Source organism: Leuconostoc carnosum (assembly GCF_007954525.1).
In the GTDB taxonomy this organism is placed as follows: Bacteria; Bacillota; Bacilli; order Lactobacillales; family Lactobacillaceae; genus Leuconostoc; species Leuconostoc carnosum.
Genome location: NZ_CP042374.1, coordinates 1,414,171 through 1,437,418 on the forward strand (window position 1 = coordinate 1,414,171; position 23,248 = coordinate 1,437,418).

Genomic DNA, 23,248 nt, shown 5'->3' on the forward strand with positions numbered 1-23,248 from the left:
TAAAATAGAGAGTAGAAACGAGGCAGATTATGACAACATTATATCAACATGGTACGTTAGCGCAACTTATGGCCAAAGAAATGGCAGGTACCATCACGATTCAGGAGTTGAAAAAGCACGGTGATACCGGTATTGGCACTCTGGACGGATTAGATGGTGAGGTTATTTTTCTGGCAGGTGAGACATATCAAGCAGATAGTACCGGTACTGTTAACCATATTACAGATGAGTTAACGACACTGCCATTTGCAACAGTCCATTTTGATGAACTAGCAACAAGTTCAGAATTGAATTTAAACAAAGTAGCATTTGAAAATCTTTCAGATATATTAAGTAATCAACAAATTACCAACGTTTTTTCTGCATTAAAAGTACATGGCCAATTTTCGCGTGTGCATGTTCGTATTGCACCCAAACAATCAAGACCATATCCTAGCCTATTAGAAGTGGCACAGATGCAACCAGAGTTTGAGCGAGAGAATGTTGCTGGCACATTGTTGGGTTATTATTCACCAGCTGTGTTTGGCGGTGTTTCAGCACCAGGTTGGCATTTGCATTTTCTATCAGATGATCATACATTTGCAGGTCATGTATTAGATTTTTCAGCTGTTTCAATCATTGGTACGTTACAAATATTTGATGATTTTATTCAACATCTACCTGTTGAAAATTCAGCCTTCCGATCAATTAATCAAGATATGTCTGGTTTGCATGAAGGTATTGAAGCGAGCGAAGGTGGTAAACGATAATGGGACAAAAACCATTAGTAATTGGTGTGACTGGCGGCTCAGGTTCCGGTAAAACAACTGTAAGTCGTGAGTTGGTGGCGCGTATTGCTGATTACCTTCCAGTTTTTCTACAGCAAGATGCTTATTATCGTGATCAATCTGATAAGCCTTTTGCAGAGCGGATTAAAACCAACTATGATCATCCTGATTCATTTGAAACAGATCTTTTCGTGGCTGATTTACAACGGTTATTGCGTCATCAGTCGATTAATAAACCAGTGTATGATTATGAACAGCACACACGTTCGAGCGAAGTGATTACTGTAGCACCATCTGATGTGATTATTGTTGATGGTGTATTGTTGTTTAATGACAGTCGCGTACGTGATTTATTAGATTTGAAAGTCTATGTTGATACAGACGATGATATTCGTTTCTTGCGTCGTTTGGAAAGAGATATTGAAGAGCGTGGGCGTACAGTTCATGGTGTGATCGAACAATATTTACAAACGGTGAAACCAATGTATCATCAATTTGTTGAGCCAACAAAGCGTTACGCTAATATTATTGTCCCTGAAGGTGGCAAAAATAAGGTAGCTATTGATATGATTGCTAATCAAATTTTAGCTATGTTGAAAAAGTTTGACTAAAAAAGCATTGTTGCCACATCTTTTTGAAGATATGGCAACAATGCTTTTTAGTGTTCGCGAGTTTCTTCAATGACATCGCGCATCGTGTCAACAACTTCTTGTGTTTCGCGCGATAGTTGTGAGCCGACAAGGGTAAACAATGTATCAATAATAGTAATCTGAGCAATTAATGAACTCATAGATTCACTCCGGAAATTGACTTCTTCTGCCAAAGATAACAAAACAAGATCGGCTATTTTAGCAAGTGGTGATTCTGGAAATGATGTTATGGCAATAATTTTAACATGATTTTCATGCAATTTTTGTGCAATCAAAAGTGTATCTTTGTTACGACCAGAATGCGAAATAATAACGGCTACATCGTGTTTATCTAATCTAACTGCTTGCATAAGCTGTACATCGTAATCCGGATGAGCAATCACATCAATTGGTGTACGAAGGAATTTATGGTAGGCATTAAATGCTACTAATGAGGAGCCACCGATACCAAAAAAGCCAACACGGTGAGCCGTAATAAGTTCATGGGTTGCCTGGTCGAGTTGCGCTGCTGTGAGACTATCAATTGTAGCAGATAAGGCATTTTCTGCACCACGAAATACTTTTTTGGCAATGGCAACAGTATTATCGTTATCAGAAATTTCACCAAAAAAATCGGTTGGCGTGTCTTCTATCATCGCATTTGCCAGTGTAAATGAAAAATCGCGAAAAGAGTCAAACCCAATTTTTTTAACAAAGCGAGAAATGGTCGCTGTTGAGACGCCAGAACCATCAGACATTTCTTGGATATTGGCTTCTTTAGCTGCCAAAGTATGATTGATAATAAAATTGATTAACTTTTGTTCAGTTATATTATATTGTTTACGTTGTGCCCGTAATTGGGCAATAATATTATTTGACATAATGTTCTACTCCAATAGTTTAATAATACAAGATACGAAAAGAATTTTCAATATTGGGGTTGCAAAGTGTAAAAAATTTTCATATAATTAAGTAGTAATAAAAACACAGAAAATAAAGAGGTATGTAAACAATGAAGTTTGCGATGATCGGCCTTGGTAAGATGGGCTTGAACTTGGTTAAGAACGCCGTTGATAACGGTCATGAAGTTGTTGCGTTTGATTTAAACGCTGACTTCGTAAAGGAAGCAACGGATTATTCTGACAAAATCGATGGTGCATCAGACATCGACGATATGTTGTCAAAGTTGCCTTCACCCAAAGCTGTTTGGGTAATGGTACCAGCTGGTGTACCAACAAACTCAACGATTGATACTTTGATTGAAAAGATGGACAAGGGTGACATCATTATTGATGGTGGTAACTCTAACTACAAGGACAACTTGGAACAAAACAAGCGCACAAGTGCTGCAGGTATTAAGTTCTTCGATGCCGGTACTTCTGGTGGTATGAGTGGTGCTCGTAACGGTGGTAACTTCATGATTGGTGGCGATGATGCCGAAGCATGGCAAGTTATCGAACCATTGTTCAAGGCAATTGCTGAAGAAGATGGTTACTTGTATACAGGTCGCTTGGGATCAGGTCATTATTTGAAGATGGTCCACAATGGTATCGAATACGGTATGATGCAAGCTATTGCTGAAGGTTTCGAAGTACTTGAAGCTTCACAATTCGACTACGACTATGAAGCTGTTTCAAAGTTGTGGAACCACGGATCAGTTATCCGCTCATGGTTGATGGAATTGGCCGAAGAACAATTTGCCAAGGATCCTCACTTGGATGCCATTGCTGGTCGTATGCATTCATCTGGAGAAGGTAAGTGGACAGTTCAAGAATCACTAGATCTTGATGTACCAGCACCAGTTATTTACCTATCATTGGCAATGCGTTACCGTTCATTGCAAGATGATACATTTACTGGTAAGGTTGTTTCAGCTTTGCGTAACGGCTTCGGTGGTCATGCAATGGATTCAGCTAAGTAATATAAAAACAGTTCTATTCAGGAACAATGCTCCCGCTAAGGGAGCTTTTTCTGTCTTGAAGAGCATTTGAAGAACGGTTATCAATTAAACGAGGTGAATTATGGATTATATGATTGGTGTTGATCTTGGGACAACATCGACAAAGGCTGTGTTATTTGATGATAAGAATCAAGTCATTGCCACTGTCAATAAAGGGTATCAACTTTATCGTGATAGTTCTGATATGGCTGAAGAAGATTTAAATGAAATTTTTGAAGCATTTATTGATGCATTGGGAGATGTTGTTCGTTCAGCCAATTTAAAAGCTGATGATAAAATTAACGCTGTTTCATTTTCATCAGCTATGCATTCATTAATAGCATTTGACAAAGACTGGCAACCATTAACGCGTGTTATTACGTGGGCAGATACGCGTGCTGTCAAATATACAGAAGAGTTAAAAAAATCAGGTTTAGGCCAAGAAATTTACGCCAAAACAGGTACACCGATTCATCCGATGGCACCATTGTCTAAGTTACTGTGGTTGAAAGCAGAGCATCCTGATATTTATAACAATGCAGCGCATTATTTAGGTATTAAAGAATATTTATTCCATCGTTTATTTAATGTTAATAAAATGGATATTTCTATCGCATCTGGTACAGGTTTATTTAATATTTTTGATTTGGATTGGGATGAACAAGCATTAGCAGTTACAGGTTTGCAAAAAGAACAGTTACCACAACCTGTTGAACCTTATGAATATGAAACGAGTATGGTGCATGAATATGCCACAGTAATTGGTATTCCTGCTGATACACCATTTGTATATGGTGCTGGTGATGGCCCATTATCTAATTTAGGTGTTAATGCTGTAAAACCAGGTGTTGCTGCCATTACGATTGGTACGTCTGGCGCAATACGAGTTGTGTCTGATAAACCAGTGATTGATCCAAAGGGTCGTACATTCACCTATGCGTTGGATAAAGATCATTGGGTCGTTGGTGGTCCAGTTAATAATGGTGGGGATGTATTCCGTTGGGCACGTGATAATATGTTTGATGCTGAGAAATCGACAGCTGCTTTGTTAGGCACTGATGCATATGATTTGATGACACAAATTGCTTCGCGCGTGCCAGCTGGTTCGGAAGGGTTAATTTTCCATCCGTACTTGGGTGGCGAACGGGCGCCTATCTGGGATGCTAATGCACGTGGTTCATTCTTTGGGTTGAACCATAGTCATACACGCGCACATATGTTACGTTCAGTTTTGGAAGGTATCACATTTAACGTTTATATGGTAAGTTTGGCATTGGAAGAGGTTGTTGGTGGATTGACATCTATTCAAGCGACAGGCGGTTTTGCGCGTTCACCATTATGGCGTCAAATGTTTGCTGATATTTTTGAACAACCAGTAACTGTTCCAGAAGCTTTTGAGTCGGGCGCTTTAGCAGCGGTCATTGTTGCCCAAAAAGCCTTAGGTAAGATTGATGATCTCTATGATATCGAACAATATATAGGGTCATCAAATACTTACCAACCTAAGCCAGAAAATTTTGAAGCATATCGTGAATTAGCACCAATATTTATCCGGTTATCACGCCAATTACAAACAGAATATGAAAATATTGCTAATTATCAACGTAAACATGCAAAGTAAAAACAATTTTTAGGGAACATTACTTGTTATATATCCGTTTATCATAAATAAAAAATAAATTAGGAGAAAACGTATTGTTACGGAGATACGTTATATGTAAATAACATGGAATTTGTCATGTTGATTGTTTCAATTTTAATTCTGCTCCTCTTGATTGCAAAATTAAAGTTGAACACATTCGTTGCACTTATTATTACTGCCTTTATTTTAGCGCTATTATTGGGTATGGAACCTATGAAGATTCCAGATGCAGTCTTAGGTGCAGAAGGTGTAGGAAATATTCTAGGACCAAACTCAGTCATCTTCATTTTTGGTGGGATGATTGGTCGATTAGTCGCTGATGCCGGTGGATCATATCGTATTGCAAAGACATTGATTGACTGGTTTGGTGTTAAGCGTTTGCAATGGGCTGTTTTGATTGCGTCATTTATTATTGGTATTTCAATGATATTTGGTGTTGGTATGGTCTTGTTGATTCCGATTGTGTTTGCTGTTGCCATTGAGGCGGGTGTACCTTTGCTGTATCTTGGTATTTCTATGACAGCCGCTTTGTCATCAGCACAAGGTTTCTTGCCACCACAGCCAGCGCCAACGGCTGTTGCCTCTGCTTTAGGTGCTAACATTGGTATGATGTTGATTTTTGGTTTGATAGTTTCTGTCATTACAGCAGTTGTGGCTGGACCTGCATTTACAAAATTAGCACAAAAATATGCACCCGATGCTTTTCAGTTCAAAACAGAAATTGAAGCTGTTGGTCCTGTGAAGGAATATGATTTAAAAACAACACCTAATTTTGGTTTGTCGGTCTTAACTTCTGTATTTCCGCTTATATTCATGATTATTGCTACAATTTATAAGTTGATTTACACAGGTGGGATCACACCGAAGAATCCAACAATGGCTGATCAAATTGTTGAATTTGCAGCAAATCCAGCTGTTGCGATGACAGTTGCTTTGGTTTTTGCAATCTTTTCAATGGGTACTTGGCAACACAAGTCTATGTCTGAAGTTGGCAAGTCTTTAAACTCAGGTATGAGTGCTGTTGCTGGTATTTTACTTATTGTCGGTGGTGGTGGTGCATTACGTGGTGTCTTAGTGACATCAGGTTTGTCAGATAAAATTGCTTCCACGTTCCAAGCCGGTGGTGCTATGAGCCCCATAGCTGTTGTATTGTTTGCTTGGGGTGTTGCAGCGATTTTACGTGTATCAGTTGGGTCAGCTACGGTTGCTGGTATGACAGCTGCTGGTATCGTTACTGGTATCTTAGCCGCAAACCCAGGAAATACCTTGTTACCAGTCTTCGTTGCGTTGGCGATTGGTGCTGGATCATTAATTGCATCACATGTTAACGATGCTGGATTTTGGATTTTCAAAGAGTTCTTTGATTTGTCTGTCAAACAAACTTTCCAAATTTGGACAGTGCTTGAAACAATTATTTCTGTGACTGGTTTGATAGTTATTTTGATTTTGACTACAATATTTGCCTAAATAAAAAAGCTATTCCTCTGGGAATAGCTTTTTTATTGCAATATATTAAATATCTTGTCCTGAGTAACCAAAATCAAATAAACACTTGAGAAAAAACAAATTTTTGAGGTGACCATCTGACTTAAGTATTTTACAATTGAAAATGCTTTTTATTATCAAATTCCAACGAAAACAAAGGACACATTGTTAGACCCTTTAAATATATGGGAAACATTGACAATAAAATTAGAAAATGTTAATATAATCAAGTAACTTTTATAAAGTTGAAGGGGATTTAAACATATGTCAGAATCAAAAATAAAAACAGGATGGTTGCATAAAGCAACGCCTGCTAGTTTTGCTAGCAGTGATAAACATTTACGTAAAACTTTAGGTGTCAAAGAAATGCTGGCTTTAGGTATTGGTACAATCGTATCAACAGCTATCTTTACCTTACCAGGTATTGTTGCGGCTAATCACGCTGGTCCAGCAGTCGCCATTTCGTTTGTGATTGCAGCGATTGTTTCAGGGTTAGCTGCATTTGCTTATGCTGAATTCGCGTCAGCCTTACCATTTGCAGGGTCGGCCTATTCTTGGGCCAACGTTGTCTTTGGTGAAGTGTTTGGTTGGATTGCTGGATGGGCACTTCTAGCAGAATACTTTATTGCCGTGGCCTTTGTTGCTTCAGGTTGGTCAGCGAACTTTAAATTATTTCTTAGCTCACATGATTTAGCGTTACCACCTGCACTGGCAGGATCATTTGCTGCTGGCAATGGTGGGGTCATTGATCTTGCTGCATTATTTGCCGTTTTGATTGTGGCAGTGTTGCTATGGCGTGGTACGAATACAACGGCTCGTGTGGAAAATGTACTTGTTGTTGGTAAAGTATTAGTTATTTTGATTTTCATTGGTGTTGGATTAACTGCTATTCATCCAAGTAATTACGTACCATTCATTCCTGAACATAAGCCTGGTACCGGATTTGGTGGATGGACAGGTATTTCAATGGGTGCATCTCAAATTTTCTTGGCATATATTGGTTTTGATTCAATTGCTGCTAGTTCAGCAGAAGCGAAGGATCCAAAAAGGACAATGCCACGCGGAATTATTGGGTCATTGATCATTGCGACAATATTGTTCGTAACAGTTTCACTTGTCTTGGTTGGTATGTTCCATTATTCTGACTATGCAAATAACGCTGCGCCCGCTGCGTGGGCATTGTTGCACTCGGGTCATGAATTTACATCTAACTTGTTGTCAATTGTGGCATTGGTTGGTATGTTTACAGCGATTATTGGTATGATGCTTGCCGGATCACGTTTGCTTTACGCTTTTGGTCGTGATGGTTTATTGCCAAGTTTCTTAGGAAAAGTCAATGATAAAGGCTTGCCTAACAATGCTTTATTGGTATTGTCAGTTATTGCAATTTTGATTGGCTCAGTATTCAGCTTTACCGAATTAGCTGGTTTGATTTCTGCTGGTACATTAATTGCATTTATGATTGTATCACTTGGTATTTACGCATTGCGCCCCCGTGAAGGTAAAGACATTCAAGAACCAGGATTTAAAATGCCATTTTACCCAGTTATGCCAGCATTGGCAGCGTTGGGATCTGGATATATTTTCTATGAATTAGATAATCAAGCAAAACTATACGCTTTTGGATGGTTTGTCCTTGGCCTAATTATTTATGCCGTATATGGTGCTAAACATAGTAAATTATCTCAAAAGTAAATTGACAAAAAAGTCCTGATTCTACAGGGCTTTTTTTGTATATAAATTTAAAAACAAGTAGGAAAGAGTTGGTAAATATGTCGAAAAACAAAGATATTTTAGATGAAGAGAAAAAGCATGTAGCAGATGCCACACGAGTTAAATATTTTGATATTGTAATCGATCATGGTCAAGGTGCTAAAATTACAGATGCAGATGGTCGTGAATATCTTGATTTACTAGCCAGTGCAAGTGCAATTAATGTCGGCCATTCTCATCCTAAAGTGGTTGAAGCGATCACTGCGCAAGCTAAAAAACTAATTCAATATACGCCGGCTTATTTTGCCAACACAACAACGGCTGAATTAGCAAAAAAATTGGTAGAATTGGCGCCCGGAGATTTTGATAAACAAGTAGTATTCGGGAATTCTGGATCAGATGCTAATGATGCAATTATTAAATTTGCGCGTGCTTATACAAAACGTCAATATGTTGTGAGTTATACGGGTGCCTATCATGGATCGACCTATGGTGCGCTTTCAATTTCTGGTGTTAGTTTGAATATGACGCGCCATATTGGACCATTATTGCCAGGCATTGTAAAGGTACCATACCCCGATAGAAGCCAAAGATTAGCAGGAGAAGATGAAATAACCTTTTCTGAACGCTTATTTAAAGCATTTAAACTCCCTTTTGAAACATATTTGCCTGCAGATGAAGTGGCATTAGTTATCATTGAACCAATTCAAGGTGATGGTGGCATTATTAAAGCACCGCAGCATTACATGGAGTTAGTATATGAATTTACACGGCAACATGGGATTGTTTTTGCGGTTGATGAAGTGAATCAAGGGCTTGGTCGTACTGGAAAAATGTGGTCGATTGATCACTTTGGTATTGCGCCGGACTTGATGAGTATAGGAAAATCAATTGCCAGTGGCTTACCATTGAGTGCTGTTGTTGGTCGCAAAGATATCATGTCAAGCTTATCAGCTCCGGCTAACGTTTACACAACTGCAGGAAATCCGGTAACATCAGCAGCGGCTTTGGCTACTTTAGATGTCATTGAATCAGAGCAATTAGTGGTACGCTCTCATCGTCTAGGTGAAGTCGCACGATATTTTTTTGAACAAGAATCGCAAAAGCACGCATTTATAGGTGATGTGCGACTATATGGTTTGAATGGTGGTATTGACATTGTTGATGCACAAGGACAACCAGATGATGAGGCAACAACTAAGTTAATTTATCGTATCTTCGAACTTGGAGCGATTATGATTAGCTTACGGGGCAATACGTTGCGTTTTCAACCACCACTTGTCATAACAGAAGAGGAGCTGTCCCAGGCTTTTGAGATTATGCAATGTGCCTTTGATGAGTTAGATAATGGCTTGTTAAAATTACCAGAAACAGATAATCATATTGGTTGGTAATCGAATGATTTGAAATGATACACGCTTAAATTAAAATATGGTACAATAACTATGAACTGGATATGCAACATTTATAAGCGATACTCAGAAATGTGTTGGTTAATGAAAAATACACGCAATAAAGGTTGTGCTCCCAGGATAAATCATGACTGAAAAGTCATCGCGCCTCAGCGTTATGAGCTAATTAAGGTAAAGATCAAAGGTCATTACAAATTGCGGTGGTACCACGGTAGCTCGTCCGCATTTTGTAATGTTTTTTTATTTTTAAGGAGAAAAATAATGAAAGAACTCACGTCATCTGAAATTCGGCAAATGTTTTTGGATTTCTTTGCGACAAAAGGGCATGACATTGTGCCGTCAAAAAACTTGATACCACAAGATGATCCAACATTACTATGGATTAATTCTGGTGTTGCGACACTTAAAAAGTATTTTGATGGTAGTGTAATTCCTGAAAATCCACGTATTGCTAATGCTCAAAAAGCTATTCGTACAAACGACATTGAAAATGTTGGAAAAACAGCACGTCACCATACACTTTTTGAAATGATGGGTAATTTTTCTATTGGCGATTATTTTAAAGAAGAAGTGATTCCTTGGGCTTGGGAATTATTAACCAGTCCTGAATGGTATGGTTTAGATAAGAACTTACTCTATGTGACAGTTTATCCAAAAGATCAAGAAGCTAAGCGAATTTGGCAAGAAAAAACTGATTTGCCAGATGGACATATTTATGAAGTAGAAGATAATTTTTGGGATATTGGTGAAGGCCCTTCAGGCCCTGATTCAGAAATTTTCTTTGATCGTGGCCCTGCATTTCAAGATCTACCAGACAATGATCCAGAAATGTATCCAGGTGGTGAAAATGAACGCTATTTAGAAATTTGGAATATCGTCTTTTCACAATTCAATCATCTACCTGGATTAACAGATAATGCAAAGTATCCAGAGTTGCCGCATAAAAATATTGATACGGGAATGGGCTTGGAACGTGTCGTGACTGTTTTCCAAAATGGTCGAACGAACTTTGATACTGATTTATTTTTACCAATTATTCAAGCAACAGAAAAATTGTCTGACAAAATTGCTTATGATGGGACTAAAGATTCAGAAACCAATACTAGTTTTAAAGTTATCGCAGACCATGTGCGTGCTATAACTTTTGCAATCGGTGATGGTGCCTTACCTACAAACGAAGGTCGTGGTTATGTGATTCGACGACTGTTACGCCGCGCGGTTTTACATGGTCGTAAATTGGGTATAAAAGGTGAGTTTTTAACTAGTCTTGTGCCTATTGTCGGTCAAATTATGTTCAGTTATTATCCAGAAATCACAGATAATATGACTAAAATCCAAAAGACAATTGCTGCCGAAGAAAAACGATTCAATGCAACCTTGACAGGTGGTCTGGTATTACTCAATAATGTTATTGATACGGCTAAGCAAGCTGGAGAAAAACAGATTTCAGGGGTAGATGCATTTAAACTATCTGATACCTATGGGTTTCCTTTAGAATTAACGCAAGAGCAAGCGCTGGATGCTGGTTTAACAGTTGATGTTAATGGATTTAATGAAGCATTACAAGCACAACGTATCCGTGCTCGGGCTGCTAGAAATAATAACAGCAGTTCAATGGGCGTTCAAAATGCGGTATTAACAGATTTGAAAGTAGCTTCAAAATATGTTGGTTGGACGACTACGTGTGTAGAACATGCACAAGTAGTTGCTATTATTGGTCAAGATGAGCAAGGGATTGATGCCTTATTAGATTCAGCTCAAGCTAATAACCAGTTACAATTTGTCTTTGATAGTACACCATTTTATGCAGAAATGGGTGGTCAAGTAGCAGATTTCGGAGACATTTTAAATGATAAAAATGATGTGATCGGTCATGTCGTTAATGTACAACGCGCACCAAATGGGCAACATATTCATACTGTCGATGTTTTAAGTGATATAAATTCAGGGGATCATGTTAACTTACGTGTTGATTTGGCTCGTCACATAGCAGTATCTCAAAACCATACGGCAACGCATTTACTCGATCAAGCATTACGGCAAGTTATTGGTGGCGATGTACATCAGGCTGGCTCACTTGTGGAACCAGAGTATCTACGTTTTGATTTCACGCATGAAGGACCGCTCAATCCAAGCACATTAGATCAAATTGAATCACTTGTTAACGATGAAATTGCTAAAAATTCACCTATAACATGGGTTGAAACAGATATTGCAACAGCTAAGAAGATGGGAGCAGTTGCCGTTTTTGGTGAAAAATACGGTAAACAGGTTCGTGTTGTGTCAATTGGTGATTTCAATAAGGAATTTGATGGTGGGACACACGCCAACTCAACAGCAGAACTTGGTTTATTTAAAATAGTATCTGAATCTGGTATTGGTGCTGGTGTCAGACGTATTGAAGCAGTCACAGGTTTGCCAGCATTAGCTATATATAAATCAGAAGAACAAGCCCTAAAAGCGATTGCTTTGCAGCTTAAAGCACAAAAGTTAACAGATACACCAGAAAAAGTTGCAGATTTACAAAATGATTTGAAAGCAGCACAACGACTGGTTGAGTCACTGGAATCTAAACTGGCAAATGCAGCTGCTGGTGACTTGTTCCGTGATGTGAAGACAATTAATGGGCACACCTACATCACGGCTCAATTGCAAGTTTCTGGTATGGATGGCTTACGTCAAGTTGCTGATAATTGGAAAGAAAGTTATCCATCTGATGTATTGGTATTAGCGGCAGTAATTGAAGAAAAGGTTAGTCTGATTGTTGCTGCTTCACCTAATGCCAACCAAAAGGGTATCAAAGCAGGACAATTAATAAAGCAAATTGCACCACTTGTCGGTGGTGGTGGCGGTGGCCGTCCTGATATGGCACAAGCAGGTGGTAAAAATGCTGCTGGTATTAATGATGTCTTTACAGCAGTAGGAGATTTCTTAGCTAATTTATAGACATCATCACAGTAATTTATGCTGAACCACGGTTTTTGTCATATGATTGTCATAATTTTCTTGTAAAATAGATGATATGATTGGCAAGAAAAGATAATAGCACCAATAGCTTATAGAAAGGAGCGTGTACTATGTCAGTAAACGATGAAACAACAATATTTGATTTTGGTAACCAAATGCCAAAAGATATTCATGATACATTAGAGATTGTTTATAATGCCTTAGAAGAGAAAGGCTATAACCCAATTAACCAAATTGTAGGTTACTTGATGTCAGGAGATCCAGCTTATATTCCACGTCTCAATGATGCGCGTAATTTAATTAAGCGCCATGAACGTGATGAAATTATTGAGGAACTTGTGCACGCCTATTTGAAAAAATAATGCGGATACTTGGATTAGATGTAGGTAGTCGAACAGTTGGCGTAGCGGTAAGTGATCCTATGGGATGGACAGCTCAAGGCGTTGAAATTATTCGAATTAACGAAGATGAAGAGCAATTCGGTCTTGATCGATTAGGTGAGATTATCAAAGAAAAACAAGCTAATGGGGTTGTTTTAGGCTTACCTAAAAATATGAATAACAGCGAAGGCCCACGTGCTAAAGCTGCGCGTGATTACGCAAAAATGGTAACAGAGAAATTCAATTTACCAACAGATTTTCAAGATGAACGATTAACAACTGTTCAAGCTGAGCGTATGCTTATTGAGGAAGCGGATGTATCGCGTAAAAAGCGTAAGCAAGTGATTGATAAAATAGCAGCTGAATTTATTTTACAAAATTATTTAGATGCAAATGGTAAGTTGACAAAATAATCGCTGACAACGTTTCTATACGAAACGTTGTTTTTACGTTATAATGAACTTATTAAACTTGAAGGGAATGTAATTGTTATTTTGCAATAATGACAATTACTTTTAAAATAATGGCAAATCCAGAAGAAATACAAAAAATAACTTTAGTTGATGAAAATGGTGATGAAACACTATACGAAATATTGTTTACTTTCCATTCAGAAGAGTATAGTAAAGACTATATTTTGCTAGTTCCGGAAGGTGTTGAGGACGACGAAGAAGTTGATATTCAAGCCTACATTTTCAATCCTGATGAAAATGGCGATGCGACAGAAGAAGACCTTGTCCAAATTGAAGATGACAAGGAATGGGACATGGTTGAAGAAGTGTTGAATACTTTCTTGGATGATGATACTAACTTTTCATAAACAGAAAAAACGCGAGAAGCGTTTTTTTGTTACATTTTTTTAACAACTTTATTTCTTATCAAGTGATAAACTATATACAGAGGAGATATTCACATGTATGTGAGTCTCTTGAATATGAAATATATACTGAGATAGTGCAATCATTCAGTATATTCTGGAGGAAAAGATGGTTACTTTAGTAGGCATTGTTGAGCTGGCACGTTTTCAGTTCGCAATGACAACAATTTTTCACTTCTTTTTTGTGCCAATGTCTATCGGACTAGGTCTCGTTGTATCTGTTATGGAGACAATGTATGTTTTCAAAAAAGATAAGATATATAAAGACATGGCGCAATTCTGGGGAAAAATTTTCTTATTGAGTTTTGCTGTTGGTGTTGCCACAGGATTGATTCAAGAATTTCAATTCGGTATGAATTGGTCGAGATATTCACGATATGTTGGGGATATATTCGGTTCATTACTAGCTATTGAGGCGTTAGTTGCCTTTTTTGCGGAATCAACATTCATTGGTTTATGGTCGTTTACATGGGACCGCTTCAAGCCAGGTCTTCACGTCTTGTTGATTTGGATTGTTACCATTGCATCTGGTCTTTCGTCATTATGGATTTTGGCAGCTAATTCATTCATGCAAAATCCAATTGGCTATGCGATTGACAATCATCAAGGGCGTGCAGAATTAACAAGTTTTGGCGCTTTAATTACCAATAAACAGTTGTGGGTACAGTTTCCGCATGTGATTGTCGGTACATTTGTTACAGCTGGATTTCTTGTTGCGGGTATGTCAGCTTTCAAATTATTGAAATTAAAGAAAAATGATCTACAAATACCATTTTTCAGAAAATCAATCAATATTGCGCTGGTAATTGGTTTAATTGGTGTCGTTGGTGCCTTGATTACTGGAGATCGGCATGCGTTTGATCTGCAGTCAATGCAGCCAATGAAATATGCTGCTATGGAAGGTGTTGATGAAACCATCACATCATCTGAACGTAAAGATAAGGCACAACCTTGGTCGTTAATTTCGGTTACTAATCCAGATACTCACAAAGTCATTGCTAAAATTGAAATTCCATACGTATTATCTATTTTAGGTAATCACTCATTAACAGGTGGGAATACAACTGGAACCAATGAACTGGAAAAAGAGTTCCAAAAGAAATATGGTAAGACGCATAGTGATATTAAAAATTACTATGTACCAGAAAACACATTATTTTATGCCTTCCGCGTGATGGCTGTTGGTGGTGGTGGCTTGATGATGCTAGGCGTTGTTGCCCTGTGGATGAATCGTAAAAAATCAAAGTTAATTCTCACTCAGCGTTGGTTCTTATGGATTTTAGGTATTACTACGTTTATACCATTTGTGATTAATACAGCTGGTTGGTTAGTCACTGAATTAGGTCGTTATCCTTGGGTTGTCTATGGGTTGATGCCTATTAGTGATGCGGTTTCACCTAATGTCTCGGTTGCGTCATTATTGATTTCTAATATCATTTACTTTTTGACATTTGCGGCAATTGGTGGCATTATGATTTGGTTATCACGTCGTGTGTTGCATAGTGGACCATCTGCTGAGCAAGAAGAGGATGATGCGGTAGAATCAAGAGATCCTTATGAGCATTTGATAGAAGGGAGCGAAGCTTAATGACTACATTAGAGTTAGTATGGTTTATTTTGATTGGTGTCTTGTGGGCAGGTTTCCTTTTCTTAGAAGGATTTGATTTTGGCATTGGGATGCAGTTCGCTTTTAATGCGCGTGATGACAAGGATCGTGAAGCTTTATATCAAGCTATAGGACCTAATTGGGATGCTAATGAAGTTTGGTTGATAACTGCTGGTGGGGCAACTTTTGCTGCCTTTCCAGGATGGTATGCCTCGTTGTTTTCAGGATTTTACTTAATGTTGTTTATTGTGCTGTTATCATTGATCTACCGTGGCGTTTCATTTGAGTTTCGTGAGCACATGCCAACGATTCAAGCAACACACTTATGGGAACGCTTAATTGCCTTAACATCATTTTTGGTACCATTTTTCCTAGGTATGATTTTAACAGCAACTGTTTCAGGTATGCCGATTGATGCACATGGTGATCTATCTGCTAGATTCTTTGATTATGTGACACCAATGACACTTGTCGGTGGGGTTGCCGTTGCTTTGATGAGTTATGTGCATGGCTTGAATTACACACGCCTGCGCATCGAAGGGAAAATTCAGCAACGTGCTTTGACACAATTACGATACCTATATCCAGTTTTGTTAGCTGGTGAAGTGATATTTGCAGTATTATTGTTTTTCTACACCGATTTTTATCAAACAAAAGCGATGTGGACAATCATCATTTTGGCGTTTATTGTCTTAATTACTGTTTCAGGTTGGTACATTGCATTGAAGAAACAACATGAGATAATACCATTTATATTATCCGGTTTATCATTAGCTAGTGTTGTTACGCTATTATTTGTTGGGTTGTTCCCGCGTGTTATCGTGGCAAATAATCCAATACACAATCTAACGATTGTATCTACTGCTTCATCAGCGTATACATTAAAGCTAATGACAATCGTTGTATTAACAGCTTTGCCAATTACTTTAGTTTATCAAATATGGAGTTTCTGGGTATTTCGCAAGCGAATAATCTCACATAAAGTAGTTGAATAATACTGAGCGGAACGTTTACAATTAACATGTAAACGTTTTTTGATTTTATAGTATGATCAATAAGTTATCAAAAATAAATTTGTTTAGGAATAAAGATAAGTGATCGATAAAAGGTTATTTCAATTAAATGGGATCATTAAAACGCTCATTGGGCTAGTATTGATGACGGGATTACAAGGGTTGTCCATTCTAGCACAAGGTATTTTTTTAGCACGTGCCATTGTTGGATTTTGGGAAGGACAAGCCTTAAGTGGTATCGGAATAGACATGGTTTCTTTTGCTGTGGCATTTTTAATGCGTCAATTATTAATTGTATTAAAAAATCAATATATGTCACACTTTGCTGATCGTGCTGTTGAAACGTATCGTGTCCAATTGTTATCAAAATATATTGAGATTGGTCCAAGTGTTATTGCCAAGACAGGAACAGGAACGGCAGTAACCACGCTTGGTGCTGGCTTAGACAATGTTAAAAACTACTTTCAACTTTTATTAATAAAAGTATTTGATCTTAGCATTATTCCTTGGTTAATTTTAATTTATATTTTTTACCTGAAGTGGGAGCAAGGTTTATTCTTATTACTCATTTTCCCAGTTGTCATTATCTTTTTTATTATTCTAGGTTTAGCAGCACAAAGTAAGGCAGATGCTGAATTTGCTAATTTTAAAAATCTGAACAATCGATTTGTTGATGCACTCCGTGGGTTACCAACACTTAAGCAGTTAGGCTTGGCAGATTCTTATAGTGACGAGATTTACAATATTTCTGAAGATTATCGTAAAACAACCATGCGCACATTACGCGTTGCAATTACATCAACTTTTGCGCTAGATTTCTTTACAACACTTTCCATAGCAGTCGTGGCTGTCTTTTTAGGATTTGATTTATTAGATGGGAAAATGGCACTATTACCAGCATTATCAATTTTGATTCTAGCACCAGAGTATTTTTTGCCATTACGTAATTTTTCTGATGATTACCACGCGACTTTGAATGGTAAAAATGCTTTGACTGATGTAATGGATATTCTTGGTAAACCAAGTGTAAAGAATCGGCATAAATTGTTGCTAGACCAATGGCGAGCTGATAGTGAGCTCGAATTAGCTCAGGTTAATTATGGATATGAGGATAAGTTAGTCCTCAAAAATATTGATATACACATCAAAGGGTATCAAAAAATTGCTATCGTAGGTGAAAGCGGTTCTGGTAAGTCAACGTTATTAAATATTTTAGGTGGCTTTTTACAACCCAATACTGGAGAAATTAAACTTAACGGGCAAGATTTACCACATTTAATGCAATCAGATTGGCAAAAGCAGTTTTTCTACATGCCACAACAACCATATATCTTTCATGACACATTACGTGGCAATATTAAATTTTATGCGCAACATGCAACGGATAAAGATATACAATTAGCAGTCGTACAGGCAGGTCTGACACAATTAGTTTCTGAGCTACCGAATGGGTTAGATACAATTATTGGTGAAGGTGGCCGGCAACTATCAGGTGGGCAAGCACAGCGTGTGTCACTTGCACGTATGTTGCTTGATGATCAGCGTCAAGTATTACTATTTGATGAACCAACGGCTCACCTAGATATTGAAACAGAATATGATTTAAAACAAACAATGGCACCTATACTAGATTCACATTTGGTCTTTTTTGCAACACATCGGTTGCATTGGCTTGATCAAATGGATTATGTGATTGTATTGCGTAATGGAGAAATTGTGGAACAGGGATTGCCACAGCATTTATTAGATAAGCCAGATAGCCAACTGAATATATTACGTCATGAGTTAGGAGGTAGACAATGAATAAGCTCAAACAATTACTATCTGATGATCATTGGATTGTGCCATTTTTAAAATTTCAAAAAGCAGGTTTGTTTTGGTCGATTTTTTTGAGTCTGCTAACAACTTTGGCTGCCGGTGCATTGATGTTTGTTTCTGGATATTTAATTTCTCGAGCAGCGCAACGACCAGATAATATCTTGTTAATTTATGTACCAATTGTTCTGACGCGTGGTTTTGGGATTGCACGGCCGGTATTCCGTTATACGCAACGTTTAGTATCACATAACTGGGTATTACGTGTGGTTTCACAAGCACGCAAACGGCTATATAGTAGCATAGCTAGCCAAGCGAGCAGTATTCGCGGTCGCATGCAAACAGGTGAAGTGCTCAGTTTACTGGCTGACGATTTAGATCGACTACAAAATTTGTATTTGCGAACTTTGTTTCCGTTAGGCGCAGGAATATTGTTATATATATTTGTGAGTTTGGCTTTTGGTATTGTTAATTGGTTGTTTATGATTTGGTGGTTTTTGGTATTAGCAATCATTTTAATTGTAATACCTGCTATCAGTTTTGTAATTAATCGGCCGAGAGTACATCAGCAGAAAAAGTTGCAAAATAAATTGTACACAGATGCAACGGATGCAGTTTTAGGATTACAAGACTGGGTTTTATCTGGTCGGCAGAATGATTTGGTAGCCTATCAGGGTCAAGTGATGTCAGAGTTGGCAGATACTAAAAACAAAGAAATGCGCTTTGGCTGGTGGCGAGATTTTACCATTCAAGCATTGGTGTTGATATTAGTCATTACTACCTTACTTTGGGCTGGTAATCAATTTTCTGACAACCACGTGATGGTTAACTATATTGCAGCCTTTACACTAGCTATTTTTCCACTTGTAGATAGTTTTATTGGGGTTAATCAAGGTGTTAGTGAAGCATCATTTTATGAAGATAGTATTGAGCGTTTGAATGATTTACCATTACCAACGGTCATGTCAGACAGTGTTCCCCATATTCACAATGCTACCATCAATTTTAAAAATGTTACATTTAAGTATGATGAACAATTGATAATTGATCAACTGAATTTAACCATTCATTCAGGTGAAAAAATTGCCTTATTAGGTCGTTCTGGTGCAGGTAAGACAACATTATTGAAGTTGCTTTCTGGTGATATTGAACCAAATAATGGGACGGTGACCATTGATGACCAACCAACTATTAATTTGCAGCAACAATTATCACATATTGTTGCTGTGTTAGATCAACAGGGTTACTTATTTAATACCACCATTTTAAATAATGTGCGGATGGGTAATGTTGATGCGACTGATGAACAAGTTAAGGCAGCGATTAAACAAGCTGGCTTACAAGCATTGATTGAGAGTTTGCCAGACCAATATGAAACACAAATGCAAGAAGCTGGCGCACGTTTTTCTGGTGGAGAACAGCAGCGTTTTGCATTAGCACGTATCTTATTACAAGATGCACCAATCGTTATTTTAGATGAACCAACTGTCAGCTTAGATCCTAAAACGGAATCTGATATTTTAACACAAATTTTCACGGTGTTACATGATAGAACGATTATATGGGTGACACATCATTTAACGGGCATTGATCATGTTGATCATGTGTATTTTCTAGAGTCTGGACACTTTACATTAGCGGACACACCAGAGAATCTCAAAAAAACATCACCACGCTTCCAACAATTATTAGCAATGGATGATTATTAGTACCTAATTGGTTTAAGAAGATATGTCACATTGCGTTCTCTATTAACATGAGTTTTTAATAAAAAGCCTTATCTTCGATGAGATAAGGCTTTTTTAACTGATAAAATCAATATGTTATTAGTAATTGTACTAGAACATATTTAACTGATTATGTGATAATATGAATGAGTTAATAAAAATCAACTACAACTATTTAATATCTAATATAACTCATGATGTAAAAATATATAGAAAGGATACTTTTTAATGATGGCAAAAAAAAGACGCAAACGTTCAAAAAAGCAGTTGAAAAAGTTGAAAAAATTAAATTTCTGGATATTAGTCAGTAGCATTATTATATTAGCAATCTTAGCTACTTTTGTGTCACAAACTGTGATTTACGAAAGGCAACAAACAGTCAAAAAGGGTGATATGACACGCGAAAATAAAATTGCATGGATTAACCAATTAGCGCCTTACGCAAGGCAACTGCAAGAGAAATATGGTGTAATTGCTTCAATTAGTATTGCACAAGCAATTTTAGAGTCTGATTGGAATACGTCAACTTTAGCATCTAAATACAATAATTTATACGGTATCAAAGCAGATGCTGGACAAAAAAGTGTCGTTTTACCGACACAAGAATTTGAAAATGGGCAATGGGTAACTATTCAAGGACGATTTGCTGCTTATGATTCGTGGCAAGATAGTATGAAAGCGCATGCGAAATTACTGTATCATGGCACGAGTTGGAATTCAGCACAATATCAACATGTTTTAGCGGCTAAAGATTATAAAGCTGCTGCTGTTGCTTTAACGCAAGATGGTTATGCGACTGATCCAACATATGCTAAAAAGCTAATTGATGTTATTCAAGAATGGCATCTATCCAGATTTGACGTGCCACAAAAATAACTAGGTGTCATGTCTTTTTTATTGTGATATATACGAACTAATGTTCCGTATAGAAATCTGGTATAATGAGAGAAGCGAATTTACACTTTAGGAGTAACTATGTCAGTAGAACAACTTATCAATGGAATGAATGATAAACAGGCTGAAGCCGTACAAACAACCGAAGGGCCTTTGTTAATTATGGCAGGGGCAGGATCAGGAAAGACACGCGTTTTAACACATCGTATTGCACATTTAGTACAAGATTTAAATGTGTTTCCATGGCGTATTTTAGCGATTACATTTACAAACAAAGCAGCAAAAGAAATGCGAGAACGTATTGGTAACTTGTTATCTGAAGATGTTGCTCGTGATATTTGGGTATCAACTTTTCACGCTTTAGCGGTACGCATTTTGCGACGTGATGGAGAAAGTATTGGGTTATCTCGCAATTTTACAATTATCGATACGAGTGCCCAACGAACATTAATGAAGCGCGTTATTAATGATTTGAATTTGGACACTAATCAATATGATCCACGTGCAATTCTAGGTATGATTTCCAATGCTAAAAATGACATGTTACGACCAAGAGATTATGCAAAGCAAGCGGACAATGGTTATCAAGAAACCGTAGCTGAAGTTTACATTGCTTATCAAAATGAACTGAAGCGTTCTCAAAGTGTTGATTTTGATGATTTAATTATGTTAACGATTGACTTATTTCAAACAGCGCCTGAAGTTTTGGAACGCTATCAAAAGCAATTTGAATATTTACACGTTGATGAGTATCAGGATACTAATGATGCGCAATATACGATTGTTAATATGTTGGCAAAGCGCTCACAAAATTTGGCGGTCGTTGGAGATGCTGACCAATCAATTTATGGTTGGCGTGGCGCTAATATGGATAATATATTAAATTTCGAAAAAGATTATCCTGAAGCACATAGCGTGATGTTGGAACAAAATTATCGATCAACACAAAATATTTTAGACGCAGCTAATGCTGTGATTAATAATAATAATGAACGCGTGCCAAAAAATTTGTGGACCCAAAATGGTAAAGGTGACAAGATTACCTATTACCGTGCGCAGACCGAGCGTGATGAGGCTAACTTCATTTTGTCAAATATTCAAAAATTACGTGATAATGAAAAAATGGGGTATAGTGATTTTGCTGTTCTATACCGTACTAATGCACAATCTCGTAACATTGAGGAAGCTTTAGTAAAAGCTAACATGCCATATACGATGGTTGGTGGGCACAAGTTCTATGAGCGAAAAGAAATTTTAGATATCATGTCTTATATGAACTTAATTACCAATCCTAATGATAACGCTGCCTTTGAGCGTGTTGTCAATGAGCCCAAACGTGGGTTAGGTGCTACATCGCTAACACGTTTGCGTCAGTTAGCTACACGTCTGAATGTCTCTTATATGACGGCGATTGATAGTATCGAATTGGCACCGGATATTTCAACAAAAGCTACTTCTAAATTTTTGGCATTTGCTGACATGATGCATGATTTATGCCAGCAATCTGAATTTTTAAATGTGACAGAGCTTGCTGAAATGGCAATGACGCGGTCGGGTTACCGTCAAATGTTAGCTGAGAAAAGCGATCCAGATAGTCAAGCGCGTTTAGAAAACTTGGAAGAATTTTTGTCAGTGACAAAAGAGTTTGATGATAAATACAACCCGGATGATCCCGAATCTGTTGACCCTATGACAGATTTCTTGGGTTCAACGGCCTTAATGAGTGATTTGGATAACTTTGAAGAAGGTGACGGGGCTGTGACTTTAATGACACTCCACGCTGCCAAAGGTCTTGAATTTCCAGTAGTATTTTTAGTGGGATTGGAAGAAGGAATTTTTCCTTTGTCACGTGCTTTAATGGATGATGACTTATTGGAAGAAGAGCGTCGATTGGCCTATGTTGGTATCACGCGTGCTAAAAGAAAACTATTCTTAACAAATGCTTTCTCGCGGCTGCTTTACGGTCGTACACAAGCCAATGAGGCCTCACGATTTATTGAGGAAATTTCGCCAGAACTACTGGACACACAATATGCTAGCGCTACTGGTTCACGTGTATTACCTTTTGATCGTAAAACACAAATGGCAACAAGTACAGTATATAAGGCAACGCCAGTTACAAAAGTTACTAATGGTACGACGGATGGCAATAAAACAACATGGTCATCTGGTGATAAAGTTTCACATAAAAAATGGGGTATCGGTACTGTTGTATCGGTTACAGGAGATGCTGATGATCAAGAATTGAAAGTTGCATTTCCTTCCGAAGGGGTTAAACAATTGTTGGCAGCCTTCGCACCAATCAGCAGAGTGGATTAATCAAGATGCTGTTTGTCTGGAATTTTAAGTGCTATTAAAATGGTTATCGTTAGGATGAATGGC

Annotated in this window: 18 protein-coding genes; 17 read left to right on the plus strand and 1 reads right to left on the minus strand. The window is 37.7% G+C overall.

Annotated features, from left to right (window positions below; translation table 11 throughout):
• Positions 1-29: 29 nt before the first annotated feature.
• Both budA and udk read left to right on the plus strand, forming a co-directional pair.
• Positions 30-749: an acetolactate decarboxylase gene (gene budA / locus FGL89_RS07085; RefSeq protein ID WP_014974668.1), complete on the plus strand. Its 720-nt coding sequence runs from the start codon at positions 30-32 to the stop codon at positions 747-749.
• The gene (gene udk, locus FGL89_RS07090; RefSeq protein ID WP_014974667.1) at positions 749-1,378 is read left to right on the plus strand and encodes a uridine kinase; all 630 of its coding nucleotides are present in this window, start codon (positions 749-751) and stop codon (positions 1,376-1,378) included. The genes budA and udk overlap by 1 nt, the downstream gene beginning before the upstream one ends.
• A 47-nt stretch (positions 1,379-1,425) precedes the next feature.
• Here udk and FGL89_RS07095 read toward each other — a convergent pair whose 3' ends face one another.
• Entirely contained in the window at positions 1,426-2,277 is an 852-nt protein-coding gene (locus FGL89_RS07095; RefSeq protein ID WP_014974666.1) for a MurR/RpiR family transcriptional regulator, read from the minus strand.
• Positions 2,278-2,408: 131 nt separating this feature from the next.
• Between FGL89_RS07095 and gnd the strand changes: the two genes are divergently transcribed.
• The 15 genes from gnd to pcrA all read left to right on the plus strand — a co-directional run bounded on the left by gnd (position 2,409) and on the right by pcrA (position 23,185).
• Positions 2,409-3,317: a phosphogluconate dehydrogenase (NAD(+)-dependent, decarboxylating) gene (gnd, locus tag FGL89_RS07100; protein ID WP_014974665.1), complete on the plus strand. Its 909-nt coding sequence runs from the start codon at positions 2,409-2,411 to the stop codon at positions 3,315-3,317.
• Between the two features lie 100 nt (positions 3,318-3,417).
• Positions 3,418-4,956, plus strand: a complete 1,539-nt coding sequence (gntK, locus tag FGL89_RS07105) for a gluconokinase (RefSeq protein ID WP_014974664.1) — start codon at positions 3,418-3,420, stop codon at positions 4,954-4,956.
• A 105-nt stretch (positions 4,957-5,061) separates the two neighbouring features.
• On the plus strand, positions 5,062-6,444 hold the full coding sequence (locus tag FGL89_RS07110) for a gluconate:H+ symporter (RefSeq protein WP_014974663.1): 1,383 nt from the start codon (positions 5,062-5,064) through the stop codon (positions 6,442-6,444).
• A gap of 282 nt (positions 6,445-6,726) precedes the next feature.
• Entirely contained in the window at positions 6,727-8,157 is a 1,431-nt protein-coding gene (locus tag FGL89_RS07115; RefSeq protein WP_014974662.1) for an APC family permease, read from the plus strand.
• 77 nt (positions 8,158-8,234) lie between these two features.
• On the plus strand, positions 8,235-9,569 hold the full coding sequence (locus FGL89_RS07120) for an aspartate aminotransferase family protein (RefSeq protein WP_014974661.1): 1,335 nt from the start codon (positions 8,235-8,237) through the stop codon (positions 9,567-9,569).
• A gap of 279 nt (positions 9,570-9,848) precedes the next feature.
• Positions 9,849-12,533 carry an alanine--tRNA ligase gene (gene alaS / locus FGL89_RS07125; protein ID WP_014974660.1) on the plus strand — a complete coding sequence of 895 codons (2,685 nt, stop codon included), beginning with the start codon at positions 9,849-9,851 and terminating at the stop codon, positions 12,531-12,533.
• 131 nt (positions 12,534-12,664) lie between these two features.
• A complete protein-coding gene (locus FGL89_RS07130; protein WP_014974659.1) occupies positions 12,665-12,916 on the plus strand; it encodes an IreB family regulatory phosphoprotein in 252 nt (83 codons plus the stop codon).
• Positions 12,916-13,347 carry a Holliday junction resolvase RuvX gene (ruvX, locus tag FGL89_RS07135; RefSeq protein ID WP_014974658.1) on the plus strand — a complete coding sequence of 144 codons (432 nt, stop codon included), beginning with the start codon at positions 12,916-12,918 and terminating at the stop codon, positions 13,345-13,347. Before FGL89_RS07130 ends, ruvX begins: the two co-directional genes overlap by 1 nt.
• Positions 13,348-13,457: 110 nt before the next feature.
• A complete protein-coding gene (locus FGL89_RS07140) occupies positions 13,458-13,754 on the plus strand; it encodes a DUF1292 domain-containing protein (protein ID WP_014974657.1) in 297 nt (98 codons plus the stop codon).
• A gap of 166 nt (positions 13,755-13,920) precedes the next feature.
• Entirely contained in the window at positions 13,921-15,399 is a 1,479-nt protein-coding gene (locus tag FGL89_RS07145; RefSeq protein ID WP_014974656.1) for a cytochrome ubiquinol oxidase subunit I, read from the plus strand.
• A complete protein-coding gene (gene cydB, locus FGL89_RS07150) occupies positions 15,399-16,412 on the plus strand; it encodes a cytochrome d ubiquinol oxidase subunit II (protein WP_014974655.1) in 1,014 nt (337 codons plus the stop codon). The genes FGL89_RS07145 and cydB overlap by 1 nt, the downstream gene beginning before the upstream one ends.
• 99 nt (positions 16,413-16,511) lie before the next feature.
• On the plus strand, positions 16,512-18,233 hold the full coding sequence (cydD, locus tag FGL89_RS07155) for a thiol reductant ABC exporter subunit CydD (protein ID WP_014974654.1): 1,722 nt from the start codon (positions 16,512-16,514) through the stop codon (positions 18,231-18,233).
• Positions 18,230-19,954 (plus strand): thiol reductant ABC exporter subunit CydC, encoded by a 1,725-nt coding sequence (gene cydC / locus FGL89_RS07160; RefSeq protein ID WP_014974653.1) that lies wholly within the window; start codon positions 18,230-18,232, stop codon positions 19,952-19,954. Before cydD ends, cydC begins: the two co-directional genes overlap by 4 nt.
• Positions 19,955-20,203: 249 nt before the next feature.
• Positions 20,204-20,848, plus strand: coding sequence for a glycoside hydrolase family 73 protein (locus tag FGL89_RS07165; protein WP_041773224.1), 645 nt, complete (start codon positions 20,204-20,206; stop codon positions 20,846-20,848).
• 99 nt (positions 20,849-20,947) lie between these two features.
• Positions 20,948-23,185 (plus strand): DNA helicase PcrA, encoded by a 2,238-nt coding sequence (gene pcrA, locus FGL89_RS07170; protein WP_147000477.1) that lies wholly within the window; start codon positions 20,948-20,950, stop codon positions 23,183-23,185.
• The last annotated feature ends 63 nt before the right edge of the window (positions 23,186-23,248 follow it).